The organism is Bradyrhizobium sp. cir1 (assembly GCF_014198245.1).
Lineage (GTDB): Bacteria > Pseudomonadota > Alphaproteobacteria > Rhizobiales > Xanthobacteraceae > Bradyrhizobium.
In genome coordinates this window covers 327,650-347,554 of the sequence record NZ_JACIHE010000004.1, presented here as the reverse complement: position 1 = coordinate 347,554, position 19,905 = coordinate 327,650, and the positions used below count along the sequence as shown (strand labels likewise).

At 63.9% G+C, this 19,905-nt stretch carries 19 protein-coding genes and 1 pseudogene; 13 read left to right on the top strand and 7 right to left on the bottom strand.

The features are described 5' to 3' along the window. The first annotated feature begins 23 nt into the window (after nucleotides 1-23). A complete protein-coding gene (locus tag GGD63_RS12420) occupies nucleotides 24-371 on the top strand; it encodes a hypothetical protein (RefSeq protein WP_183242202.1) in 348 nt (115 codons plus the stop codon). Between the two features lie 10 nt (nucleotides 372-381). Here GGD63_RS12420 and GGD63_RS12415 read toward each other — a convergent pair whose 3' ends face one another. From GGD63_RS12415 to GGD63_RS12400, 4 genes and pseudogenes are all read right to left on the bottom strand, one after another. After that, the gene (locus GGD63_RS12415) at nucleotides 382-591 is read right to left on the bottom strand and encodes a hypothetical protein (RefSeq protein ID WP_063688494.1); all 210 of its coding nucleotides are present in this window, start codon (nucleotides 589-591) and stop codon (nucleotides 382-384) included. A gap of 323 nt (nucleotides 592-914) precedes the next feature. Then, a pseudogene (locus GGD63_RS12410) lies at nucleotides 915-1,822 on the bottom strand (hypothetical protein). 25 nt (nucleotides 1,823-1,847) lie between these two features. Next, on the bottom strand, nucleotides 1,848-1,928 hold the full coding sequence (gene pqqA / locus GGD63_RS12405; protein ID WP_012029362.1) for a pyrroloquinoline quinone precursor peptide PqqA: 81 nt from the start codon (nucleotides 1,926-1,928) through the stop codon (nucleotides 1,848-1,850). Nucleotides 1,929-2,097: 169 nt separating this feature from the next. Continuing rightward, nucleotides 2,098-2,484 (bottom strand): EF-hand domain-containing protein, encoded by a 387-nt coding sequence (locus tag GGD63_RS12400; protein WP_183242356.1) that lies wholly within the window; start codon nucleotides 2,482-2,484, stop codon nucleotides 2,098-2,100. 341 nt (nucleotides 2,485-2,825) lie between these two features. Between GGD63_RS12400 and GGD63_RS12395 the strand changes: the two genes are divergently transcribed. From GGD63_RS12395 to GGD63_RS12375, 5 genes are all read left to right on the top strand, one after another. Then, nucleotides 2,826-4,490: a methanol/ethanol family PQQ-dependent dehydrogenase gene (locus GGD63_RS12395; protein WP_183242198.1), complete on the top strand. Its 1,665-nt coding sequence runs from the start codon at nucleotides 2,826-2,828 to the stop codon at nucleotides 4,488-4,490. Between the two features lie 10 nt (nucleotides 4,491-4,500). After that, nucleotides 4,501-4,857, top strand: a complete 357-nt coding sequence (locus GGD63_RS12390; protein WP_183242196.1) for a cytochrome c — start codon at nucleotides 4,501-4,503, stop codon at nucleotides 4,855-4,857. A gap of 23 nt (nucleotides 4,858-4,880) precedes the next feature. Continuing rightward, nucleotides 4,881-5,771 carry a transporter substrate-binding domain-containing protein gene (locus GGD63_RS12385; protein WP_183242354.1) on the top strand — a complete coding sequence of 297 codons (891 nt, stop codon included), beginning with the start codon at nucleotides 4,881-4,883 and terminating at the stop codon, nucleotides 5,769-5,771. Between the two features lie 322 nt (nucleotides 5,772-6,093). Further along, nucleotides 6,094-7,095, top strand: a complete 1,002-nt coding sequence (locus GGD63_RS12380; protein WP_183242194.1) for a tripartite tricarboxylate transporter substrate binding protein — start codon at nucleotides 6,094-6,096, stop codon at nucleotides 7,093-7,095. A 143-nt stretch (nucleotides 7,096-7,238) separates the two neighbouring features. After that, nucleotides 7,239-7,664, top strand: a complete 426-nt coding sequence (locus GGD63_RS12375; RefSeq protein ID WP_183242192.1) for a hypothetical protein — start codon at nucleotides 7,239-7,241, stop codon at nucleotides 7,662-7,664. Between the two features lie 29 nt (nucleotides 7,665-7,693). On the opposite strand, the gene GGD63_RS12370 is transcribed toward GGD63_RS12375, so the two are convergent. Further along, nucleotides 7,694-8,662: a helix-turn-helix domain-containing protein gene (locus tag GGD63_RS12370; protein ID WP_183242190.1), complete on the bottom strand. Its 969-nt coding sequence runs from the start codon at nucleotides 8,660-8,662 to the stop codon at nucleotides 7,694-7,696. A 515-nt stretch (nucleotides 8,663-9,177) separates the two neighbouring features. On the opposite strand from GGD63_RS12370, the gene xoxF5 reads away from it, so the two are divergent. The 7 genes from xoxF5 (at nucleotide 9,178) to GGD63_RS12335 (ending at nucleotide 17,008) form a co-directional block, all read left to right on the top strand. Further along, nucleotides 9,178-10,983, top strand: coding sequence for a lanthanide-dependent methanol dehydrogenase XoxF5 (gene xoxF5, locus GGD63_RS12365; RefSeq protein WP_183242188.1), 1,806 nt, complete (start codon nucleotides 9,178-9,180; stop codon nucleotides 10,981-10,983). 110 nt (nucleotides 10,984-11,093) lie between these two features. Further along, a complete protein-coding gene (locus tag GGD63_RS12360) occupies nucleotides 11,094-11,585 on the top strand; it encodes a c-type cytochrome, methanol metabolism-related (RefSeq protein ID WP_183242352.1) in 492 nt (163 codons plus the stop codon). 60 nt (nucleotides 11,586-11,645) lie between these two features. Further along, a complete protein-coding gene (locus GGD63_RS12355) occupies nucleotides 11,646-12,755 on the top strand; it encodes an S-(hydroxymethyl)glutathione dehydrogenase/class III alcohol dehydrogenase (RefSeq protein WP_183242186.1) in 1,110 nt (369 codons plus the stop codon). Nucleotides 12,756-12,786: 31 nt separating this feature from the next. Next, nucleotides 12,787-13,350 (top strand): S-(hydroxymethyl)glutathione synthase, encoded by a 564-nt coding sequence (gfa, locus tag GGD63_RS12350; RefSeq protein ID WP_183242184.1) that lies wholly within the window; start codon nucleotides 12,787-12,789, stop codon nucleotides 13,348-13,350. Nucleotides 13,351-14,000: 650 nt separating this feature from the next. Beyond that, a complete protein-coding gene (locus GGD63_RS12345; RefSeq protein WP_183242182.1) occupies nucleotides 14,001-14,453 on the top strand; it encodes a (2Fe-2S)-binding protein in 453 nt (150 codons plus the stop codon). 1 nt (nucleotide 14,454) lies between these two features. Then, entirely contained in the window at nucleotides 14,455-16,767 is a 2,313-nt protein-coding gene (locus GGD63_RS12340; RefSeq protein ID WP_183242180.1) for a molybdopterin cofactor-binding domain-containing protein, read from the top strand. Nucleotides 16,768-16,825: 58 nt separating this feature from the next. Beyond that, nucleotides 16,826-17,008, top strand: coding sequence for a hypothetical protein (locus GGD63_RS12335; RefSeq protein WP_183242370.1), 183 nt, complete (start codon nucleotides 16,826-16,828; stop codon nucleotides 17,006-17,008). Nucleotides 17,009-17,272: 264 nt separating this feature from the next. Here GGD63_RS12335 and GGD63_RS12330 read toward each other — a convergent pair whose 3' ends face one another. Next, entirely contained in the window at nucleotides 17,273-19,048 is a 1,776-nt protein-coding gene (locus GGD63_RS12330; protein WP_210315769.1) for a methanol/ethanol family PQQ-dependent dehydrogenase, read from the bottom strand. 114 nt (nucleotides 19,049-19,162) lie between these two features. Next, entirely contained in the window at nucleotides 19,163-19,816 is a 654-nt protein-coding gene (locus GGD63_RS12325; RefSeq protein WP_183242178.1) for a ubiquinol-cytochrome c reductase iron-sulfur subunit, read from the bottom strand. Nucleotides 19,817-19,905: the final 89 nt, after the last annotated feature.

The following is a 19,905-nucleotide window of genomic DNA, read 5'->3' as shown; positions in this document are numbered from 1 at the left end:
CGCGCCTTTGGGAGGACTGGCTGATGCGTGGGGTTCTTGCTTTGATCGCGTTGTTGACGCTTGCCGGCGAAGCCGCTGCGCAGACCAAGGGCAAAGGCATCCGGCTCTGGAATCTCACCACGGAGACGATCTCCGGCTTTCAGCTCTCGCCCGCCGGCAAGACCGACTGGGGCCCGAACCAGTGCCTCAACGACAAGGACAAGGAGGTCGACCACGACGAGCGGCTGCGCATCACCGGCGTCGAGCCCGGCCGCTATGACGCCAAGGTCAGCTACCCCAATGCACGGCAGTGCATCGTCCGCGACATCGAGATCAGAGCGGACGCTGTGTTCTCGATCGCCGACAAGGATCTGAAGGACTGCACGAAGTAGCGCGACCGGCTTACGCCTTGTCGTTCGGGTGCGGGTATTCGCAGCGCCACCGCACCGCCTGCCATTTCGGATGCTCGCCGACCCATTGCGCGATATAGGGCGGCGCCGCCATCACGCATTGGCGGGGCGATCCCGCATAGTTGAACACCAGATGCTGCTCCTCGCAGGTCGCAGGCGAGAGCACCGCACACACAGTCACCACAAGGTCGATCGGGTTCATGCCGGAATCCTGTCGCGGGGGCACTTGAGATTAGCACCATAGGTTACGTGTCAAGGAGCGGGAAGTTTCAATCGGACGTGAGGATTGGGAACTGCAGGCCGCACGTTCGGAATTCCTTCTCCCCTTGTGGGAGAAGGTGGCATAGGCGGCCTTCGGCCGTCGTTCTTAAGAACGCCGAAGCGAAGCTTCGGCTATGGCGCCGGATGAGGGGTTCTATCCGTGGACTCAAATGAGAGTTGGACTCGCGGAGAGAGACCCCTCACCCGTCTCGCCGCTATCGCGGCAAGCCACCCTCTCCCACAAGGGGAGAGGGAAAGAATCCCCTAAAAATTCACCCCGAACACCAATCGCGCCTGATGCCGTTCGAAATTGACGAGGTCGAGATTGCCGCCTGAGCCGGCCGGGCGACCCCAGGCCTGCATGCTCCAGCTCATGGTCAGCCGGGAGCGCTCGGAGAGCTGGAAATAGGCCGTCGGCCCGACAAACAGGGCCTGGCCCGAAAGCTCGCCGAGGCCAATGCCCTCATATTGCCGGAAGTAACGCATCTCGCCGCCGAACAGCACGTTGGGGCGCACCCGCGCCAGGGCTGCAAAGGCCGCGCCGATGGTGGAGCTCCTCTCGGACGTCCCGGCCACCTCGAAGCGTGCCCATTCCGGCTGATAGATCAGGTTGAGCGCGCCGATGACGAAGTTCGGAACGAGCTCGCGGTCGAAGGCGAGCGTGAAGTCGGTGCCGTACATCCGCCCCCTCGCGCCGGAGGTCTCATCGATGCGGTCGCCATGGAGTTCGGCGGCGATGGTGAGACCGAACGGGGCACGCTCGCGGTCGAGCAGGCGATAACGCAGGTCGAGCGAGGCACCCTGGAAGTTGAACTGGCGGCGATCGTCGATGTCGGGAACGCCGGTGATGTCGTGCAGGCTGGCGGTGGCGCCGAGCTCGATGCGAAAGTTCGGCAGCGGCACGACCTCGATCTCGAGCTCCTGCGCGAGGGCGCGATAGGTGCCGCCACCCTTGCCGAACCGGCCTGTCGTCTGGGTCTGGAATTCGCGCTCGCCGACGTTGCCGACATCGGTGCCGATCATGAAGCCGAAGATGTGCTCGGTATCAAAGCCCTCCTCGGCACTGACACATGCCGGTGCGAGCGCAACCGTGCACGCAACCGTCATCCAAATTGTGTGGGCTCCAATGCGCATCCGGCGAACACTACCACGGCTCCGATGGCATTCGCCACCGAAGCCGCGGCAGGTTCGTCAGTCCTACTTGCGCGCAGCGCAGGCGTACATGTTGATTTCCATGCCGACCGGCACTTCCACGATCTTCGGAGCTTTCCAAGCCATTCGGGGTCTCCCAAGGTATTGAGCGCGACATCGCGCGGGCAAAACCTAGGGCTGCCTCATGCACAGCGCAAGCTGGAATTGAACCGCTGATACAGCGAACTGTCGAATATTGTTTGCGAATTTCGCTCTCGTGCAAATCGCCTTCGCTCCCAGTCAAGCGCTGCCACACTCACCGCAACAAGCGCAGCAGCGCGCGGCCGGCACGCGAGTTGAGCTCCTTAGCGTCCAGCGTTCCGTCCTTGTCGGGATTGGCCGCATTGAAGCGCTGCTCCACCACGGACAAATATTCGTCGAGCGTGAGAGTCCCGTCGCGATCGGGATCGGCAGCGGCGAGTTCTTTGGCCGTCAGCCGCCCGCGCAATTCGCGCGCGTCCAGCGTACCGTCGTGATCGGGATCGAGTTTTGCGAACAGCGCACTCGCGGCCTTCTTCACCTCGGCGAGGTCGAGCGTGCCGTCATTGTCGGTATCGAACATCTTGACGGCGGAGGCCGACCAGGCCGGGCCGGACAAAACAGCAAGCGTGAGCGCAAGCGCAACAGAGCGACGCGATAGCATCATGACCTCCCAGACCAAGAGCCCCGATTCGAGCGGGATCAAACAACATTAAGTCCGCAAGGCGAGCCCGGGTTCAAGCGGAATTGCAACCTGCGCGCCGCACAATCAGAGGACCCCGATGGCCGCGTCCCCTCGGCTTTTGTCCGGCACTGCATCATCCCACGGAATTTTTGCAGCGCCTGCGCACAAGTGAGAGCAGGCTGTAAGGTCTCCGTCAGGTGACTGGCATCTGGCGTCCAATAGATCGGCGTCGCGCTTACGACTTTCGTATTGACGCGTTTTGCATTCGGGCGGAGTGTTGCCGACGCAGCGTCAAAAGGCGCGCATATTGGGAGGAACGGATGAAACGCTTTGCGATGGCCGCGAGCCTCGTCATGCTTGCATCGACGTGTGCGTACGCACAGACCACTGAGCAGCTGGTCAAGGGCGCGACCGATACATCGAACGTTCTCAATTACGGGATGGGCTACAATCTGCAGCGCTTCTCGACCCTGAACCAGATCAACAAGGACACCGTCAAGAACCTCGTCCCGGTCTGGAACTACTCCTTCAACGACGATCGCAGCGAGGAATCGCAGCCGCTGGTGTACCAGGGCGTGATCTACGTGACCTCGCACAACGCAACCATGGCGGTCGACGCCAAGACCGGCAAGCAGATCTGGAAATCCAAGGTCGAGTACCCCGCCGAGACGCCGCGCATCGTCTGCTGCGGCATCATCAACCGCGGCGCGGCGCTCTATGACGGCAAGGTGTTCCGCACCACGTTAGATGCCAATGTCATCGCGCTCGACGCCAAGGACGGCAATGAGCTGTGGCGGCAGAAGGCGGCCGACATCAAGGAAGGCTATTCGATGACGGTGGCCCCGCTGGTCGCCGACGGTGTCGTCATCACCGGCATCTCCGGCGCCGAGTTCGGCACCCGCGGCTTCATCGACGGCTGGGATCCGGCGACGGGCAAGCACCTGTGGCGCACCCATTCGATCCCCTCGCCGGACGAGCCCGGCGGCGACACCTGGAAGGGCGACACCTGGAAGCTCGGCGGTGGCTCAACCTGGATCACCGGGTCCTACGATCCCGAGCTGAACACGGTCTATTGGGGCATCGGCAATCCCGGCCCGTTCAATTCGGCGGTGCGCCCCGGCGACAATCTCTACACCTGCTCCGTGCTGGCGATGGATCCCAAGACCGGCAAGATCAAGTGGCACTACCAGTTCTCGCCGAACAATCCGTTCGACTATGACTCAGTGGCCGAGATGGTGCTCGCCGACATGAATGTCGAGGGCAAGCCGACCAAGGTGCTGATGGATGCCAACCGCAACGGCTTCTTCTACGTGCTCGACCGCGCCAACGGAAAGCTGCTCGCGGCCAACCCCTACGTGAAGGTCAACTGGGCGACCGGCATCGACATGAAGACGGGCCGGCCGGTCGAAACGGACGTCAGCAAGGACGCGCGCGAGGGCAAGAAGGTGACGGTCTATCCGTCGATCCTCGGCGGCAAGAACTGGGAGCCGATGTCGTTCAACCCGCAGACCGGCCTCGCCTACGCCAACACGCTCGCCTTCGGCGGTCGGTACAAGACCGAGCCGGTCACCTTCAAGCAGGGTGAATGGTATCTCGGCATGGACCTGACCGACCTCTGGGAATGGGGTGACGGTCCGCGCGGTCATCTGAAGGCGATCGATCCCATGACCGGCAAAGCCAAGTGGGAAGCACCCGCCGACATCCCGCGCTTCTCGGGCGTGCTGTCGACCGCGGGCGGCGTGGTGTTCACGGGCGCGCTGACCGGCGAGTTCGAGGCCTTCGACGCCGACACCGGCAAGAAGCTCTGGCAGTTCCAGACTGGCTCGGGCATCGAGGGACAACCGGTGACCTGGCAGCAGGACGGCGTGCAATACGTCGCCGTGACGTCTGGCTATGGCGGCGTCTACTCGCTGTTCTCCGGCGACGAGCGGCTTGCCAAGATACCGCCCGGCGGCTCGCTTTGGGTTTTTGCGGTCAAACAATAACCACGGCACGATGCTGAGAGAAGGACCTCACAAGACGGTGGCGATCCTCGCCACCGTCGCGGGGCTGACGGTCGCGCTTATGGCGACGGTTCGCGCCGCGGACGACGCAACCGGCAATCCGCTGGAGGCGCAGATCGACCACGGCAAGTCGACCTATGCCTCGAAATGCTCGCACTGCCACGGTCCCAACATGATGAACTCCGGCACCATCACGCCGGACCTGCGCGCCTTTCCCGACGACAAGACGCGCTTCGTCACCACCGTGAAGAACGGCAAGAACAACAAGATGCCGCCCTGGGGCGATATCCTCAGCGACGATGAGATCGGAGAACTCTGGGCCTTCATCTCGAGCCGGAGGAAACCGTGAGGGGACGGCTGGTGCTTGCCTTGATGCTTGCCGCGCTGGCGGCGCCCGCGTGCGCGGCCGATCCCCTCGGCATCTGTCTCGACGAGAACCGGCCGCCTCTCTCGGTGCATCACAAGGGCAAGCCCGACGCCGGCTTCGACGTACTGCTGGCGCAGGCAATCGCGGAGCGGATGGGACGGCCGCTGAAGGTCCAGTGGTTCGAAAGCAAACTGGACGAGGATTCCAGCCCGCAGCTCGAGGCCAATGCGCTGCTCTCCGACGGGCGTTGCTCGGTGGTCGGCGGCTACGCGCTGACGACGGACTCTCTCGTCAAGCCCGGCATGAAGACGGCGCGCTTGCCCGACTTCGCTGGGGCCACGCGCGAAGACCGGCGCCGCCGCGTCGCGCTCGGCGTGCTCGCGCCGAGCCAGCCTTACGTCTATTCGCCGATGACCGTGGTGCTCGGGCCGAAGGCGCAGGGGCGCAAGATTAACGATATCGGCGATCTCGCCGGCCTTCGCCTCGCGATCGAGAGCGGATCGCTCGGCGATGCCATCCTGATGACCTTCGACAAGGGACGCCTGATCGACAATATCACCCATCTTGTCCCCGGCCGCGACGACCTCCTCGGCGCGCTCAACCGCGGCGACCATGACGCAACGCTGATCGACCTGGCCCGCTTCGACGCCTACCGCGCCGCGCATCCTGATACGGCGATCACCGCGTCGGGCTACTACTACCCGATCGGTGCCAATCGCGGCTATGTCGGGCTCGCCAGCGAGCCCGCGCTGATCGAGGCGGTCAACAAGGCGCTGGCGGAGCTTGCTGCGGAAGGCAAGATCGCAGAGTTCGGCAAGCAGGCCGGCCTGACCTATCTGCCGCCGCGCGAGCCCGCGATCCTGGGCGACGTCTGGATGACGATCATTCAGCGGTGACGCTCCGTCATTCCGGGGCGCCCGCAGGGCGAGCCCGGAATCCATTCCTCCGCAGCGCATGCAGCGCGATGGATTCCGGGCCTGCGTGCTGCGCACGCATCCCGGAATGACGGAGGATGTGGCTAGCAGCGTCTCACTTCGTATACTGCACTGTTCATTCGGCCATTTGGTGAAGTCGTGAGTCCTTCTACCGTCGACCTGCGCGACGTGACGCGCAAATGGGCACTGCACCGCCTGACCGAATGCGCCAATCTGTCTCGCCTGCCGGCCATGCCGGCGCCAGCCTGATGCAGTACCTTCGGCAAAAATCCGGGAGAGAATCATGTCCGCCAAACTCGATCGCCGCCACTTCGTCGCCGCCGGCAGCGCCGCACTCGCGATGCCTTTCGTCGCGCGCAGCGCCGCGGCGCAGGGCGCATCGCAAGGCACCTGGCCCTCGCGGCAGATCCGCATGATCTGCAGCTACCCCGCCGGCGGACAGACCGACCTGCTCGCACGCGCCTATGGCGAATTCATCTCCAAGCAGATTGGAAAGACCGTCGTCGTCGAGAACAAGCCCGGCGCCTCCGGCGCGATCGGCACGGCCGAAGTCGCCCGCGCCGAGCCCGACGGCCACACCATCCTGTGCTCGATCTCGACCACCTACATCATGAACCGGGTGGTGATGAAGAATCCGGGCTACGACATGGACAAGGACCTGACGCTGGTCAGCGTCATTCCGGGCGCCGGCCTGTTGCTGGTGGCGAACCCCAAGACCGGTGTCAAGACGCTGGAGGATTTCGTCGCCTTTGCGCGCAAGAGCGGCAAGGTGAATTTCGGCACCTACAGTGCGGGCTCGTCGCCGCACATGACGATCAACGAGCTCAACAAGCAGTACGGCCTCAACATCGAGCCGGTGCACTACCGCGGCGAGGCGCCGATGTGGACGGGAATGCTGGAGGGCACGCTCGATGCCGCCATGGGCAGCTACACGGCCGCACAGTCGGTTCTGCAAAGCGACCGCGGCACCGTATTCGCAGTCCACTCGAAGAAGGTCGACGCGATCCCGAACGTCAAGACGCTGCCCGAACAGGGCGCGACCTCGAAGTTCTTCACGGTGAGCGGTTTCTCAGGCTGGGCTGTGCCGAAAGCGACGCCGCAGCCGGTGGTCGATCGCCTCGCCGAGCTCTGCGTCGCCGCCAACAACGATCCGAAGGTGAAAGAGGTTCTCGCGACCTTCGTGCTCGAGCCCGCGATCGGATTCAAGGAAACCAATGCGCTGTACCAGCGCGAGCTGCCGATCTGGATCGAGAGCGCGCAGTCGCTCGGCCTCGAGCCGGCCTGAATCTGGAGCCGCTCCGCCCGGCGCGCCCGTTGCTCCCTACCCGGCCCGGCCTCCGACCAAAGCCTAGTGTCGGGAACGCATTTTCCCGCTATGATTGTGCGCCGCCGGAAGCCTTGCAAAGGCGGTCAAAAAGGGCCGATCGCATGACACCGGATGCAGTCGCCGTCGCCGTTATGGTCATCCTGCTCTTTCCGATGGGCTATTTCACGCTGGCATCGCCCGCCTTCCTGCTGGTGAAGCTCGATATCCGGCCCGTCGCCCAGTTGCTGCGCGGAATGTTCAATGCCCATTTCCTGGTGATGCGCGTTGCCGGAATCATCGGAACGGTGGCTTTCCTTCTCGACGGCCGCCTGCTCGCCGCGATGGGCGTCGGCATCATCGCAGCACTGGCCATCTGGGGACGCGGATGGTTCATGCGACGGATGGACGACCAGCTCAGTGCGAGGGATGCCGGCGATGCCGAGGCCCCGCGACGGCTGCGCCGGCTACATTGGAGCGGAATGTTGGGCAATGCGGCACTGCTCGTCGCTCTCGTGGCCAGCATTCCCTATATCGCAGCGACGGCGTAAGCGCGTCGGCCACCGCGCCGGAAGTGCGCCTAATGCTCGCCAGAGGCCGCTGCGCCCTGCTGAGCCTTGTGGATCGAGGACGGCACCACGCCGAAATATTTCCGGAACACGCGGCTGAAATGCGACGAGCTGGAGAAGCCCCATGAGAACGCCACGTCGGTGATGGTCTTGCCGGCGTGGGCCTCGAGCTCCTGGCGGCAGTTCTGCAAGCGCGCCTGCCAGATGTAGTCGCTCACCGTGGTGCCGCGCTCGGAGAACAGCATGTGCAGATAGCGCTTGGAGCAGCCGAGTTCGGCGGAGATCTGGTCGATGCACAGGTCCGGATCGCGCAGGTGCTCGCGGATGAAGAACTGGGCGCGCACATACATCGCTTCGGGCCCGACACGGTCGAACATCGTGTCGGCTTCGCGCAGCGGCAGCAGCAACAGGTCGATCAGCGAATCGGCGACGCCGACCGCGCTGTTCGCCGACAGTTTTGCCGCCTCGTCGAAGGTCGCATGGACGAAATCGTGGGCGATCCGTCCCGTCCCCGTCTTCGCCGTCAGCTTGCAAGCCGGCATCCGCTGTGAGGGGAAGCCGCGATCGCGCAGCAGCGCCTTCGGCACGATCACCACGTCGTGACGGGTGAAGGCGGGGCTGATAATCGAATGCGGGCAGGAGACGTCATAGGCGATGATGTCGCCGGGGTTGATTTCGATGTGGCGGCCTTCCTGCTCGAAATAGGAGACGCCGTAGGTCTGGAAGTGGATCTTGATGTACGGGTGTTGATTGGCCCTGGCGCGCGCCAGCGTGTGCGCGATGCGATGCTGACTGACCTCGATCTGGCAGAGCTTCAGGCGCGAGACCGTGGTGTAGTCGATGCGACCTTCGAGCGAGGACGCCTCCAACGGATCGACGTCGAAATACCCGCACAGGCTCGTCAGCCCGTCGATCCAACTCTGGATCTGCCGCTTCGGCGTCATTCCGGTCGTCGAGAGCGTGTGAATTGTGTCGGACATTAATCCAGCCACTGGTTTTGATCCGGAGATTCGACGCGAATCGCGACCAGCGCTTCCGTAGCCCTCAGCCGTGATTGCGTGACGTTTACCTCGAATTTGAGCGGTCTGTTGCAACGAGCGCCATCGTTCCATTGCCACTCTTGAAACTCAATCCTCCGCCTTAGTTGCAGCGCCGTCAAGGGGAACCTGAGCGTAGAAGGCGGCTCAAAAGGCTTACCGAAGCCGCTGAATTCGCTACTGCAAAATCAAAATCTTCGCCCCCGTGCGCTGTCAAGCAAACCGCCTTCTCTCTTGGGCAAGTTTCCCGGCGGCGAAGTGGCTAGGGATTGCATCAGGAACAACAAGAACGGGCCGCTCCCGCACGTGGACCCGTGGCTCTCATCAGGAGGAGGAAACAGCACAGCATCGTTTCTGGTCCCATCGTGACCGCCCTGCACGAGCAGACGCCGGACGAGAAGCCCGGTGATTGAGCAATGCTTCGGAAACAATAAACGAGACCAACGGAGGAAATGACTATGCGCAAGGTGCTACTCGCGACCTATCTTGGCTCCGCGGCGGCTCTCGCCGTCGGCAGCGCTTCAGCCAACGATGAGCTGATCAAGATGTCGCAGAACCCGAAAGACTGGGTGATGCCGGCGGGCGACTACGCCAACACCCGCTATTCCAAGCTGAACCAGATCAACGCACAAAACGTGGGCAAGCTCCAGGTCGCCTGGACCTTCTCGACCGGCGTGCTGCGCGGCCATGAAGGCGGGCCGCTGATCATCGGCAACGTGATGTACGTCCATACGCCGTTCCCGAACAAGGTCTATGCTCTTGACCTTTCCAACGAGAACAAGATCATCTGGAAGTACGAGCCGAAGCAGGATCCGAACGTCATTCCGGTGATGTGCTGCGACACGGTCAACCGCGGCCTGTCTTACGGCGACGGCAAGATCATCCTGCATCAGGCCGACACCAACCTCGTCGCGCTCGACGCCAAGACCGGCCAGGTGGCCTGGTCGGCGACGAACGGCAATCCTGCGAAGGGCGAGACCGGCACATCGGCCGCGCTGGTCGTCAAGGACAAGGTTCTGGTCGGCATCTCCGGCGGTGAATTCGGCGTGCAGTGCCACGTCACCGCTTACGATCTCAAGAGCGGCAAGCAAGTCTGGCGCGCCTTCTCCGAGGGTCCGGATGACCAGATCAAGCTCGATCCGGCCAAGACGACGGCGCTCGGCAAGCCGGTCGGGGCCGACTCCTCGCTGAAGACCTGGCAAGGCGATCAGTGGAAGATCGGCGGCGGCTGCACCTGGGGCTGGATGTCCTTCGATCCCGCTCTGAACCTCGTCTATTACGGGTCGGGCAATCCCTCGACCTGGAATCCGAAGCAGCGTCCGGGCGACAACAAATGGTCGATGACCATCTTCGCGCGCGACGCGGATACCGGCATGGCCAAGTGGGTCTATCAGATGACGCCCCACGACGAGTGGGACTATGACGGCGTCAACGAGATGATCCTCTCGGATCAGCAGATCAACGGCCAGGCGCGCAAGCTCCTGACGCATTTCGACCGCAACGGTCTCGGCTACACCTTGGACCGTGAGAGCGGCGAGCTGCTGGTCGCCGAAAAGTACGATCCGAAGGTGAACTGGACCTCCGGCGTCGATATGGACAAGAACTCGCCGACCTATGGCCGTCCGAAGGTTCTCGACGCAGCTTCGACCGACAAGGCCGGTGAAGACCACAACGTGAAGGGCATCTGCCCGGCCGCGCTCGGCACCAAGGACGAGCAGCCGGCAGCTTACTCGCCGGACACGCAGCTGTTCTACGTTCCGACCAACCACGTCTGCATGGACTACGAGCCGTTCAAGGTGAGCTACACCGCGGGCCAGCCCTATGTGGGTGCGACGCTCTCGATGTATCCGCCGCAGGGTGAAAGCCACATGGGCAATTTCATCGCCTGGGACGGCAAGACCGGCAAGATCGTCTGGTCGAACAAGGAGCAGTTCTCGGTCTGGTCGGGTGCGCTCGCAACCGCCGGCGGCGTGGTGTTCTACGGCACGCTCGAAGGCTACCTGAAGGCGGTCGATGCCAAGTCCGGCAAGGAGCTCTACAAGTTCAAGACTCCCTCCGGCATCATCGGCAACGTCACGACCTATGAGAACGGCGGCAAGCAGTATGTCGCAGTGCTCTCCGGCGTCGGTGGCTGGGCCGGCATTGGTCTGGCCGCAGGCCTGACCGATCCGACCGCCGGTCTCGGCGCAGTCGGCGGCTACGCGGCCCTCAGCAACTACACGGCACTCGGCGGTACGCTGACCGTGTTCTCGCTGCCCAACTAGGCCCTTCAGCATCGCTCCGGCGCGTGGATCGCTCCACGCGCCGGTTCGTCTCCACCGAACGCCTTCCGAGGAAAAATCTCTTGCGTAAAATCTGCTTTGTCATTGCTGCGATGGTCTTCGTTGGGTCGGGAGGAATTGCGACCGCGGAAGGTCCGGGCGACCCGGCCGCCGTGAAGAAGGAAGACGACGGCAAATGGCTCGATAAGGAAGGAACCCCGACCTACAAGATTTCGGCCGACGGCACCGTGGACTGGTTCACCTATTCCGGCTACCGCCGCTATCACTCCGACTGCCACGTCTGCCATGGCCCCGACGGCATGGGATCCACTTACGCACCGGCGCTGAAGGATTCCGTCAAGACCATGAGCTACGGCGACTTCCTCGGCGTAGTCGCCTCCGGCCGCAAGAACATCTCGACCGCGCAGGAAAACGTCATGCCGGCCTTTGGCGACAACCCGAACGTCGCCTGCTACATGGACGATCTGTACGCCTATCTGCGCGCGCGCTCCACCGAAGCCTGGGGCCGGCAGCGTCCCTCCAAGAAGGAGGAGAAGACGGAGGCCTACACCAAGGCCGAAGACGCCTGCATGGGCAAGAAATGAACGCTACGAGGACTGCCGAGACTACTTCCTGGCGTCTTACGAGAATTTGAGGAGCTACCGATGAAAACACGTGCCGCCGTCGCTTTCGAAGCCAAGAAGCCGCTCGAGATCGTCGAAGTCGACCTGGAAGGGCCCAAGGCCGGCGAGGTCCTGGTCGAGATCAAGGCAACGGGCATCTGCCACACCGACGCCTACACGCTCGACGGCTTCGACAGCGAGGGAATCTTCCCGTCGATCCTGGGCCATGAGGGCGCCGGGATCATCCGCGAGATCGGCCCCGGCGTGACCTCGGTGAAGCCGGGCGACCACGTCATCCCGCTCTACACCCCGGAATGCCGGCAGTGCAAAAGCTGCCTGAGCCAGAAGACCAATCTCTGCACCGCGATCCGCGCGACGCAAGGCAAGGGCGTAATGCCCGACGGCACCAGCCGCTTCTCCTACAAGGGCAAGCCGATCTACCACTACATGGGCTGCTCGACCTTCTCGAACTTCACCGTTCTGCCGGAGATCGCGGTCGCCAAGATCCGTGAGGACGCGCCCTTCGACAAGAGCTGCTACATCGGCTGCGGCGTCACCACCGGCGTCGGCGCCGTCGTCAACACCGCCAAGGTCGAGCCGGGCGCCAACGTGGTCGTGTTCGGCCTCGGCGGCATTGGCCTCAATGTCATCCAGGGCGCCAAGATGGCCGGCGCCGACAAGATCATCGGCGTCGACGTCAACGACTCCAAGGAGGATTGGGGCCGCCGGTTCGGCATGACCCACTTCGTCAACCCGAAGAAGATCACCGGCGACATCGTCCAACACCTGGTCGGCCTCACCGATGGCGGCGCCGACTACACCTTCGACTGCACCGGCAACACCACCGTGATGCGCCAGGCGCTGGAAGCCTGCCATCGCGGCTGGGGCACCTCGATCATCATCGGCGTCGCCGAGGCCGGCAAGGAGATCGCCACCCGCCCGTTCCAGCTCGTCACCGGGCGCAACTGGCGCGGCACGGCGTTCGGCGGTGCGCGCGGCCGCACTGACGTGCCGAAGATCGTCGACTGGTACATGAACGGAAAGATCCAGATCGATCCGATGATCACCCACGTGCTCAAGCTCGAGGAGATCAACAAGGGCTTTGACCTCATGCACGAGGGCAAATCCATCCGTTCAGTCGTCGTGTACTAGCCTATAGACATCACACCCAGGAGGATCGACCATGACTGTTGCACTCCATCCATCGATCGACAACGGCGTCAAACAGGGTAGCGGCAGCTTTGCCGGCGGCACCCTGGTCTGCAAATGCAGCGACCATCCGGTCAAGGTCGGCATCAAGGGCGACGTCGCCCACAACCACGCCTGCGGCTGCACCAAGTGCTGGAAGCCGCAAGGAGCGACGTTCTCCGTCGTCGCAGTGGTGCCGCGCCAGAACGTCACGGTGCTCGAGAACGGCGACAAGCTCCAGATCGTCGACCCCTCGGCGGTGATCCAGCGCCACGCCTGCAAGGCATGCGGCACGCACATGTACGGCCGCATCGAGAACAAGAACCATCCGTTCTACGGCCTCGACTTCATCCATCCCGAACTGTTCCAGGAGCAGGGCTCGCAGGCGCCGCAATTCGCCGCCTTCGTCTCCTCGGTGATCGAATCCGGCGTGAAGCCGGAGCAGATGGCCGGCATCCGTGCGCGGCTGAAGGAGCTCGGGCTCGAGCCCTATGACTGCCTGTCGCCGGCGCTGATGGACGCGATCGCGACCCACGTGGCCAAAGCCAAGGCCGCCTGAACAAGGCCGCTAGAACTGAACGGGCCGCCTGAGCCGGCGGCCCACGCTCTCGCCACGCCCGTCCGATCGCTGGTTCCCCTCCCCCACTCCCAGCGAACCGGACGGGCCTGGCTCCCGAACGATTGCGGCGAAGCCGCCTCCTCGCCTGCGTTGAACTGGCGAGAACCGTCGGCTCCCTCAGTCCTGGTCTCTGAATGACTGCGCAGTGCCGCGCGCTTCCTGCTTGAGGTCCGCGGTCGCTGCGTTCTCCCTCCCTCGACTGAGGTATCCTGCTTCGTCCGCGCAGGCGGACGAAGCCTTTTTCGCTGCAAGGCGCATTTGCGGCAGCGCGATGCACGCGGCGCGATGGCGCGCCCTGCTTTTGACAAACCACCGATGCAATCTTTTCCCGGTGAGAACACTCGGCTGTGAACGCCGGGTCGGCGCGATCTCTGCTACGCTCTCGCCGTCACGATGCCGCACGAAGTTCAAAACAATTAAGAATAAACCGGGAGGTATCGAGAACATCCAGACATCGTCATCGACGTTCCTGCCTCCCTCCGGGATTTGCTCGTGCGGGACGACGGCAGGCGGCGAAGCAATGCACGGACCACCGCCCGCCGACATCGGCGGATTTGAATCGAGATGCTTATGAAGAGCGAGGGACAATCATGATCAAGGTGAAGATCAATGGCCAGGAACAGAGCTGGGACGGCGACCCGGATCTCCCGCTACTCTGGTTCTTGCGCGACGAGGCCGGGCTGACCGGCACCAAGTTCGGCTGCGGCCAGGCCCTGTGCGGCGCCTGCACCGTCATCGTCGACAAGGAAGCCGTGCGCGCCTGCATCACGTCGGTGAACGACGTCGCCGGACGCGAGGTCACGACGATCGAGGGGCTGCATCCGACCGGCGATCACCCGGTTCAAAAGGCCTGGCGCCAGGTCAATGTTCCCCAGTGCGGCTTCTGCCAAGCCGGCCAGATCATGCAGGCCGCGGCGCTTCTGATGGACAATCCAAAACCGTCGCACGACCAGATCCGCGAGTCGATGTCCGGCAACATCTGCCGCTGCGGCTGCTACCAGCGCATCGAGAACGCGGTCCATCTCGCATCGACGGGAGTGTGACATGAATTTCATCGACAATCCCCGCAAGCTTCGCGGCTTCGAAAAGAACATCAGGGTGGAGAAAGTCTCGCGCCGCAGCATCCTGAAGGGGCTCGGCGTCACCGGCGGCTTCGTGCTCGCCGCGCCCGTGATGTCGCGCCAGGCGCTCGCCTATGAGACAGGCGCCGGAAAGATGCCGCACGGCGTCGTGGTCGATCCGCGCGTGTTCGTTTCGGTCGCACCTGATGGCATCGTCACCATCGTCGGGCACCGCTCCGAAATGGGCACCGGCGTGCGCACCAGCCTGCCGCTGATCGTGGCCGAGGAAATGGAAGCCGACTGGTCCAGGGTCAAGGTGCAGCAGGCCCATGGCGACGAGGTCAAGTTCGGCAACCAGGACACCGACGGCTCGCGCAGCACGCGGCACTATCTGATCCCGATGCGCCAGATCGGCGCCTCCGCCCGCACCATGCTGGAGCAGGCCGCGGCCAAGCGCTGGGGCGTGCCGGCGACCGAGGTCAAGGCCGTCAATCACGAGATTGTCCACAGCGCCAGCGGACGCAAGCTCGGCTTCGGCGAGCTTGCTGCCGACGCCGCCAAGGAATCGGTGCCGAGCATCGAAGGCCTCAAGCTGAAGGATCCCAAGGACTTCCGCTATCTCGGCAAGGGCCAGATCGGCATCGTCGATCTCCACGACATCACCACCGGAAAGGCGCGATACGGCGCCGACGTGCGTCTGCCCGGCATGAAGTACGCCGTGATCGCGCGTCCGCCGGTGACCGGCGGCAAGCTCGTCAAGTTCGAGCCGGACGAGGCGCTGAAGGTGCCCGGCGTCGAGAAGGTGATGCAGGTGCGCGGCTGGCCGTGGCCGTCGAAATTCCAGCCGCTCGGCGGCGTCGCCGTGATCGCACGCAACACCGGCGCGGCGATCAAGGGCCGCGACGCGCTGAAGCTGACCTGGGACGACGGCCCCAACGGCAAGTACGAGTCGGTCGCCTACCGCAAGGAGATCGAGGAGGCCTCGCGCAAGCCCGGCCTGGTCCTGCGCCAGGAGGGCGATGCGGACGCCGCCCTGAAGGGCGCCGACAAGGTCATCGTCGGCGAGTACTACATCCCGCATCTGGCCCATGTCAGCATGGAGCCGCCGGTGGCGGTGGCCGACGTCAAGGGCGACAAGGCCGAGATCTGGGCGCCGGTGCAGAGCCCGGGCGGCACGCGCGAGGACGTCGCCAAGACGCTCGGCATTCCGGAAGCGAACGTCACCGTCAACGTGACGCTGCTCGGCGGCGGTTTCGGCCGCAAGTCGAAATGCGACTTTGCGCTCGAAGCCGCGCTGCTCTCGAAGGAGCTCGGCGCGCCGGTGAAGGTGCAATGGACGCGGGAGGACGACATCCACAACGGCTTCCTGCACACCGTCTCGGTCGAGCGGATCGAGGCCGGTCTCGACAAGAGCGGCAAGGTGATCGCCTGGCGCCACCGTAGCGTGGCCCCCAGCATCGCCTCGACCTTTGCGGCCGGCACGGTGCATCAGGCGCCCTTCGAAATCGGCATGGGCCTCGTCGACATGCCGTTCGAGATCGCCAACATCAGCTGCGAGAATCCGGAAGCGGCCGCGCACACCCGCATCGGCTGGTTCCGCTCGGTCTCGAACATCCCCCGCGCCTTCGCGGTGCAGTCGATGGTCGGCGAGATCGCGCAGGCCACGGGCCGCGACCAGAAGCAGATGCTGCTGGAACTGATCGGAAGTCCGCGCATCGTCAAGCCGGCGGTGAAGGACCTCTGGAACTACGGCGAGCCCTATGACAGCTACCCGATCGACACCGCGCGCCTGCGCAAAGTCGTCGAGCTGGTCGCCGAGAAGGGCGAATGGGGACGCCAGGTGCCGAAGGGCCACGGTCTCGGCATCGCCGTGCACCGCAGCTTCGTCAGCTACATCGCGACCATCGTCGAGGTGGCCGTCGATGAGAAGGGCAAACTGACAGTGCCGCGGGTCGACACCGCGATCGACTGCGGCACCTATGTCAATCCCGAGCGCATCGCCTCGCAGATCGAGGGCGCGGCGATCATGGGCCTGAGCATCGCCAAATACGGCGAGATCACGTTCAAGGACGGCAAGGTGCAGCAGAAGAACTACGACGACTTCCAGGTCATCAGGATGGACGAGTCTCCTGTCGTGACCAACGTCTACATCGTGCCGCCCGGCCCGGACACGCCGCCGAGCGGCGTCGGCGAGCCCGGCGTGCCGCCATTCGCTCCGGCGCTGATCAACGCCATCTTCGCGGCGACCGGAAAACGCATCCGAAGCTTGCCGATCGGCAAGCAATTGGAGGCGTGAGGGAACGGAACAGAAGGCGGCCTCGCGCCGTTTCCATCGATCTGACAGGAGCAGATCGATGATCAACATCTCAAAGGCGCTCGCAGTCTCGCTGTCGGGCGCCTTTCTCTTGACTGCCGCGGGTGCATTCGCCCAGAGCAACACCACGCCCCCAACCACAGCCACGCGCCCCACCGCGCCGGACCAGAACGCCCGCAGCCCATCCTTCGAGACGCCCGCCGATGGCGGGCCCTCAGGATGAGGACGGAGTGTGCGGCAACAATTTCAACGGGGCCAATGCTGCTTAGCCTCATCCTGAGGAGACCGCGAAGCGGTCGTCTCGAAGGACGAGGCGCTTGCTCTGGCCGTCACCAAGAAGCCATCTGCGCCCTGCCTTGTCGGGGAGACGGCGACGCCGGTTGCTAAGGGGAAGGAAGAAGGCCCACGCGAAAATGCGGCGGACGTTGCCGTCCGCCGCATTCGCCACCCCCCTTGCTGCTCCGCCTTCGTCGATCCGCCCGCGGAGCTATTTCTTCAGCGCGAACACCCAGACCACGCCGCCCTGCGGCACGTTGGACTCGATGCCGATATTGTTGGTGGCGAGCGCATCCTGGATGCGCTGCGCGTCCACGCCCCATCCCGACTGGATCGCGATGTACTGGGTGCCGTCGACCTCATAGGACACCGGCATGCCCATGATGCCGGAGTTGGTCTTCTGTTCCCACAACAGCTCGCCGGTCTTGGCGTTGAAGGCGCGAAAGTTGCGGTCGTTGGTGCCGCCGGCGAAGATGAGATCGCCCGCGGTTGCCGTGACCGAACCGAACAGCTGCGACTTCGGGAAGTTGTGCTGCCACACCTTCTTGCCCGTGGCGGGATCCCACGCCTGCAGCTCACCGAAATGGTCCGCACCGGGCTTCGCCTTCAAGCCGATATCCTCCGGCTTGGTGCCGAGCCAGAGCTCGCCCGGCTTCAATGGAATCTTCTCGCCGGTGAATCCGCCACAGAAATTCTCGTTGGCGGGCACGTAGACCAGCTTGGTCCTTTCGCTGTAGGCCGCCGACGGCCAGTCCTTGCCGCCCCACAGCGACGGACAGAACTCGACGCGTTTGCCGATGACAGGCTTGTGGGCGGGATCGACGATCGGCTTGCCGCTTTCCGCATCGATGCCCTTCCAGACATCGGTGGAGACGAACGGCCAGCCAGCGACGTAGTTGATCTTGGTCGGCGTGCGTTCGAGCACCCAGAAGATCGCATCGCGTCCCGGATGGACCAGGCTCTTGATGTTGCGGCCGTCGCGTTGCAGGTCGATCAGGATCGGCGCCTCGACCTCGTCCCAGTCCCAGGAATCGTTCTGGTGGTACTGGTGATAGGTCTTGATCTTGCCGTTGTTCGGATCGAGCGCGAGCACCGACGAGGTGTAGAGGTTGTCGCCGGGATGCATCTCGCCGGGCCAGGGCGCGGCGTTGCCGACGCCCCAATAGATCGTCTTGGTGTCCTTGTCGTAATTGCCGGTCATCCAGGCCGAGCCGCCACCGTTCTTCCAGTCGTCGCCCTGCCAGGTGTCGTGACCGGGCTCGCCTTCGCCGGGAATGGTGTAGGTCCGCCACAGCTCCTTGCCGTCCTTGGCGTCATAGGCGGCGACATAGCCGCGCACGCCGAACTCGCCGCCGGAGCCGCCGACGATGACCTTGCCGTCGACGATCAGCGGCATCAGGGTCATGTACTGGCCCTTCTTGTAGTCCTGCACCTTGGTGTCCCACACCACCTTGCCGGTCTTGGCATCGAGCGCAACGACGTGGTCGTCGGTGGTGGCGAGATAGAGCTTGTCCTCCCAGAGGCCGACACCGCGGCTGGTCGGATGCAGTTGGAACAGATCGTCGGGGAGCTGCCGCTTGTAGCGCCAGTATTCGTCGCCGGTCTTCGCGTTCAATGCGATCACCTGCCCCATCGGGGTCGCCACGAACATCACGCCGTTGTTGACGATCGGCGGCGCCTCGTGGCCCTCGACGACGCCGGTGGCAAAGGTCCAGGCCGGCGTGAGATTCTTCACGTTCGAGTCGTTGATCTGGTCGAGCGGGCTGTAGCCCTGCCCGTCATAGGTCCGCCGGTAGAGCATCCAGTTGCCCGGTTCCGGATTTTCCAACCGCTGCGCAGTGACCGGAGAATAACTCTCGATCGGGCCGGCAGTCGCGGCGGTCGCGGCCAGACAGGTGAAGGCGACGAAGCTGGACAGGTACCATTGCTTTCTGGTGATCGACGTTTGCCTGGATGTTTCCTTGGACGTTTCCTTGGACGTTTTCATGGACGTTCCCCTTTTTCATCCGTTTGAATTCTTGATTTGAATTCTTGTTCGTCCCGTCGTCCGCCCGTCGGCGGATGCGGCCTCTCGTGACGCGGGCATCCCCCGCAGCGTCCATCATCCAGGCTGCGCGCCACCTACCTTTCCGATGAAGTTGCCGGCGACGCTGAGCGAGCCGTCAGCGAGCGCCAGCGGCAGCGCTGCGAGCCGCCGCGGCGCCGGTCCGAACACGACCTGCGCGCCCGCGCGAGGATCGTATTCGGAGTTGTGGCACATGCATTTGAACACCTCCTTGTCGCCGACATCGCTCTTCACCCAGGCGGTGACGGGACAGCCGGCGTGCGAGCAGATCGCCGAATAGGCGAGGATGCCATCGACGGCGCGCTCGCGGGTCTTGTCGTCGAGCTCGGCAGGATCGAGGCGGATGAGCACGATCTCGTTGAGCCGAGACCCACTGCGCACCACCGATGTCTTGGGATCCTTCGGCCAGGCATGCACCGGCGGCCCGCCGGCCGGGAGATCGGCCAAGGTGACCGGCTTTCCTTCCTGATCGCCTTCGGAAAAGACGAGCGCGTCGCCCTTCTGCGGCCGCTCGTCGGAGCCGGGCGCATCCTCGCCGGCGCGCGCCTCTGTGGAACAGCCGAGGCATGCGGTGGTGGCGAGCGCACCGAGCAGCAGCGTTCGCCGCGTCTGCTCCATGCCCGCGTCGACTTCAGGTTCCGCAGCACTCTCGGAGGGTGAAGATGTGGTGTTGAACGATGTGCGAGCCATGCCCGCTAGCAGGCGCTGGAACTCTGCCGAAAACAAGGCGAAGACTTGGCGCCGCAGTGCATCAATATGGCTTTGCTCGCGTTGATTGA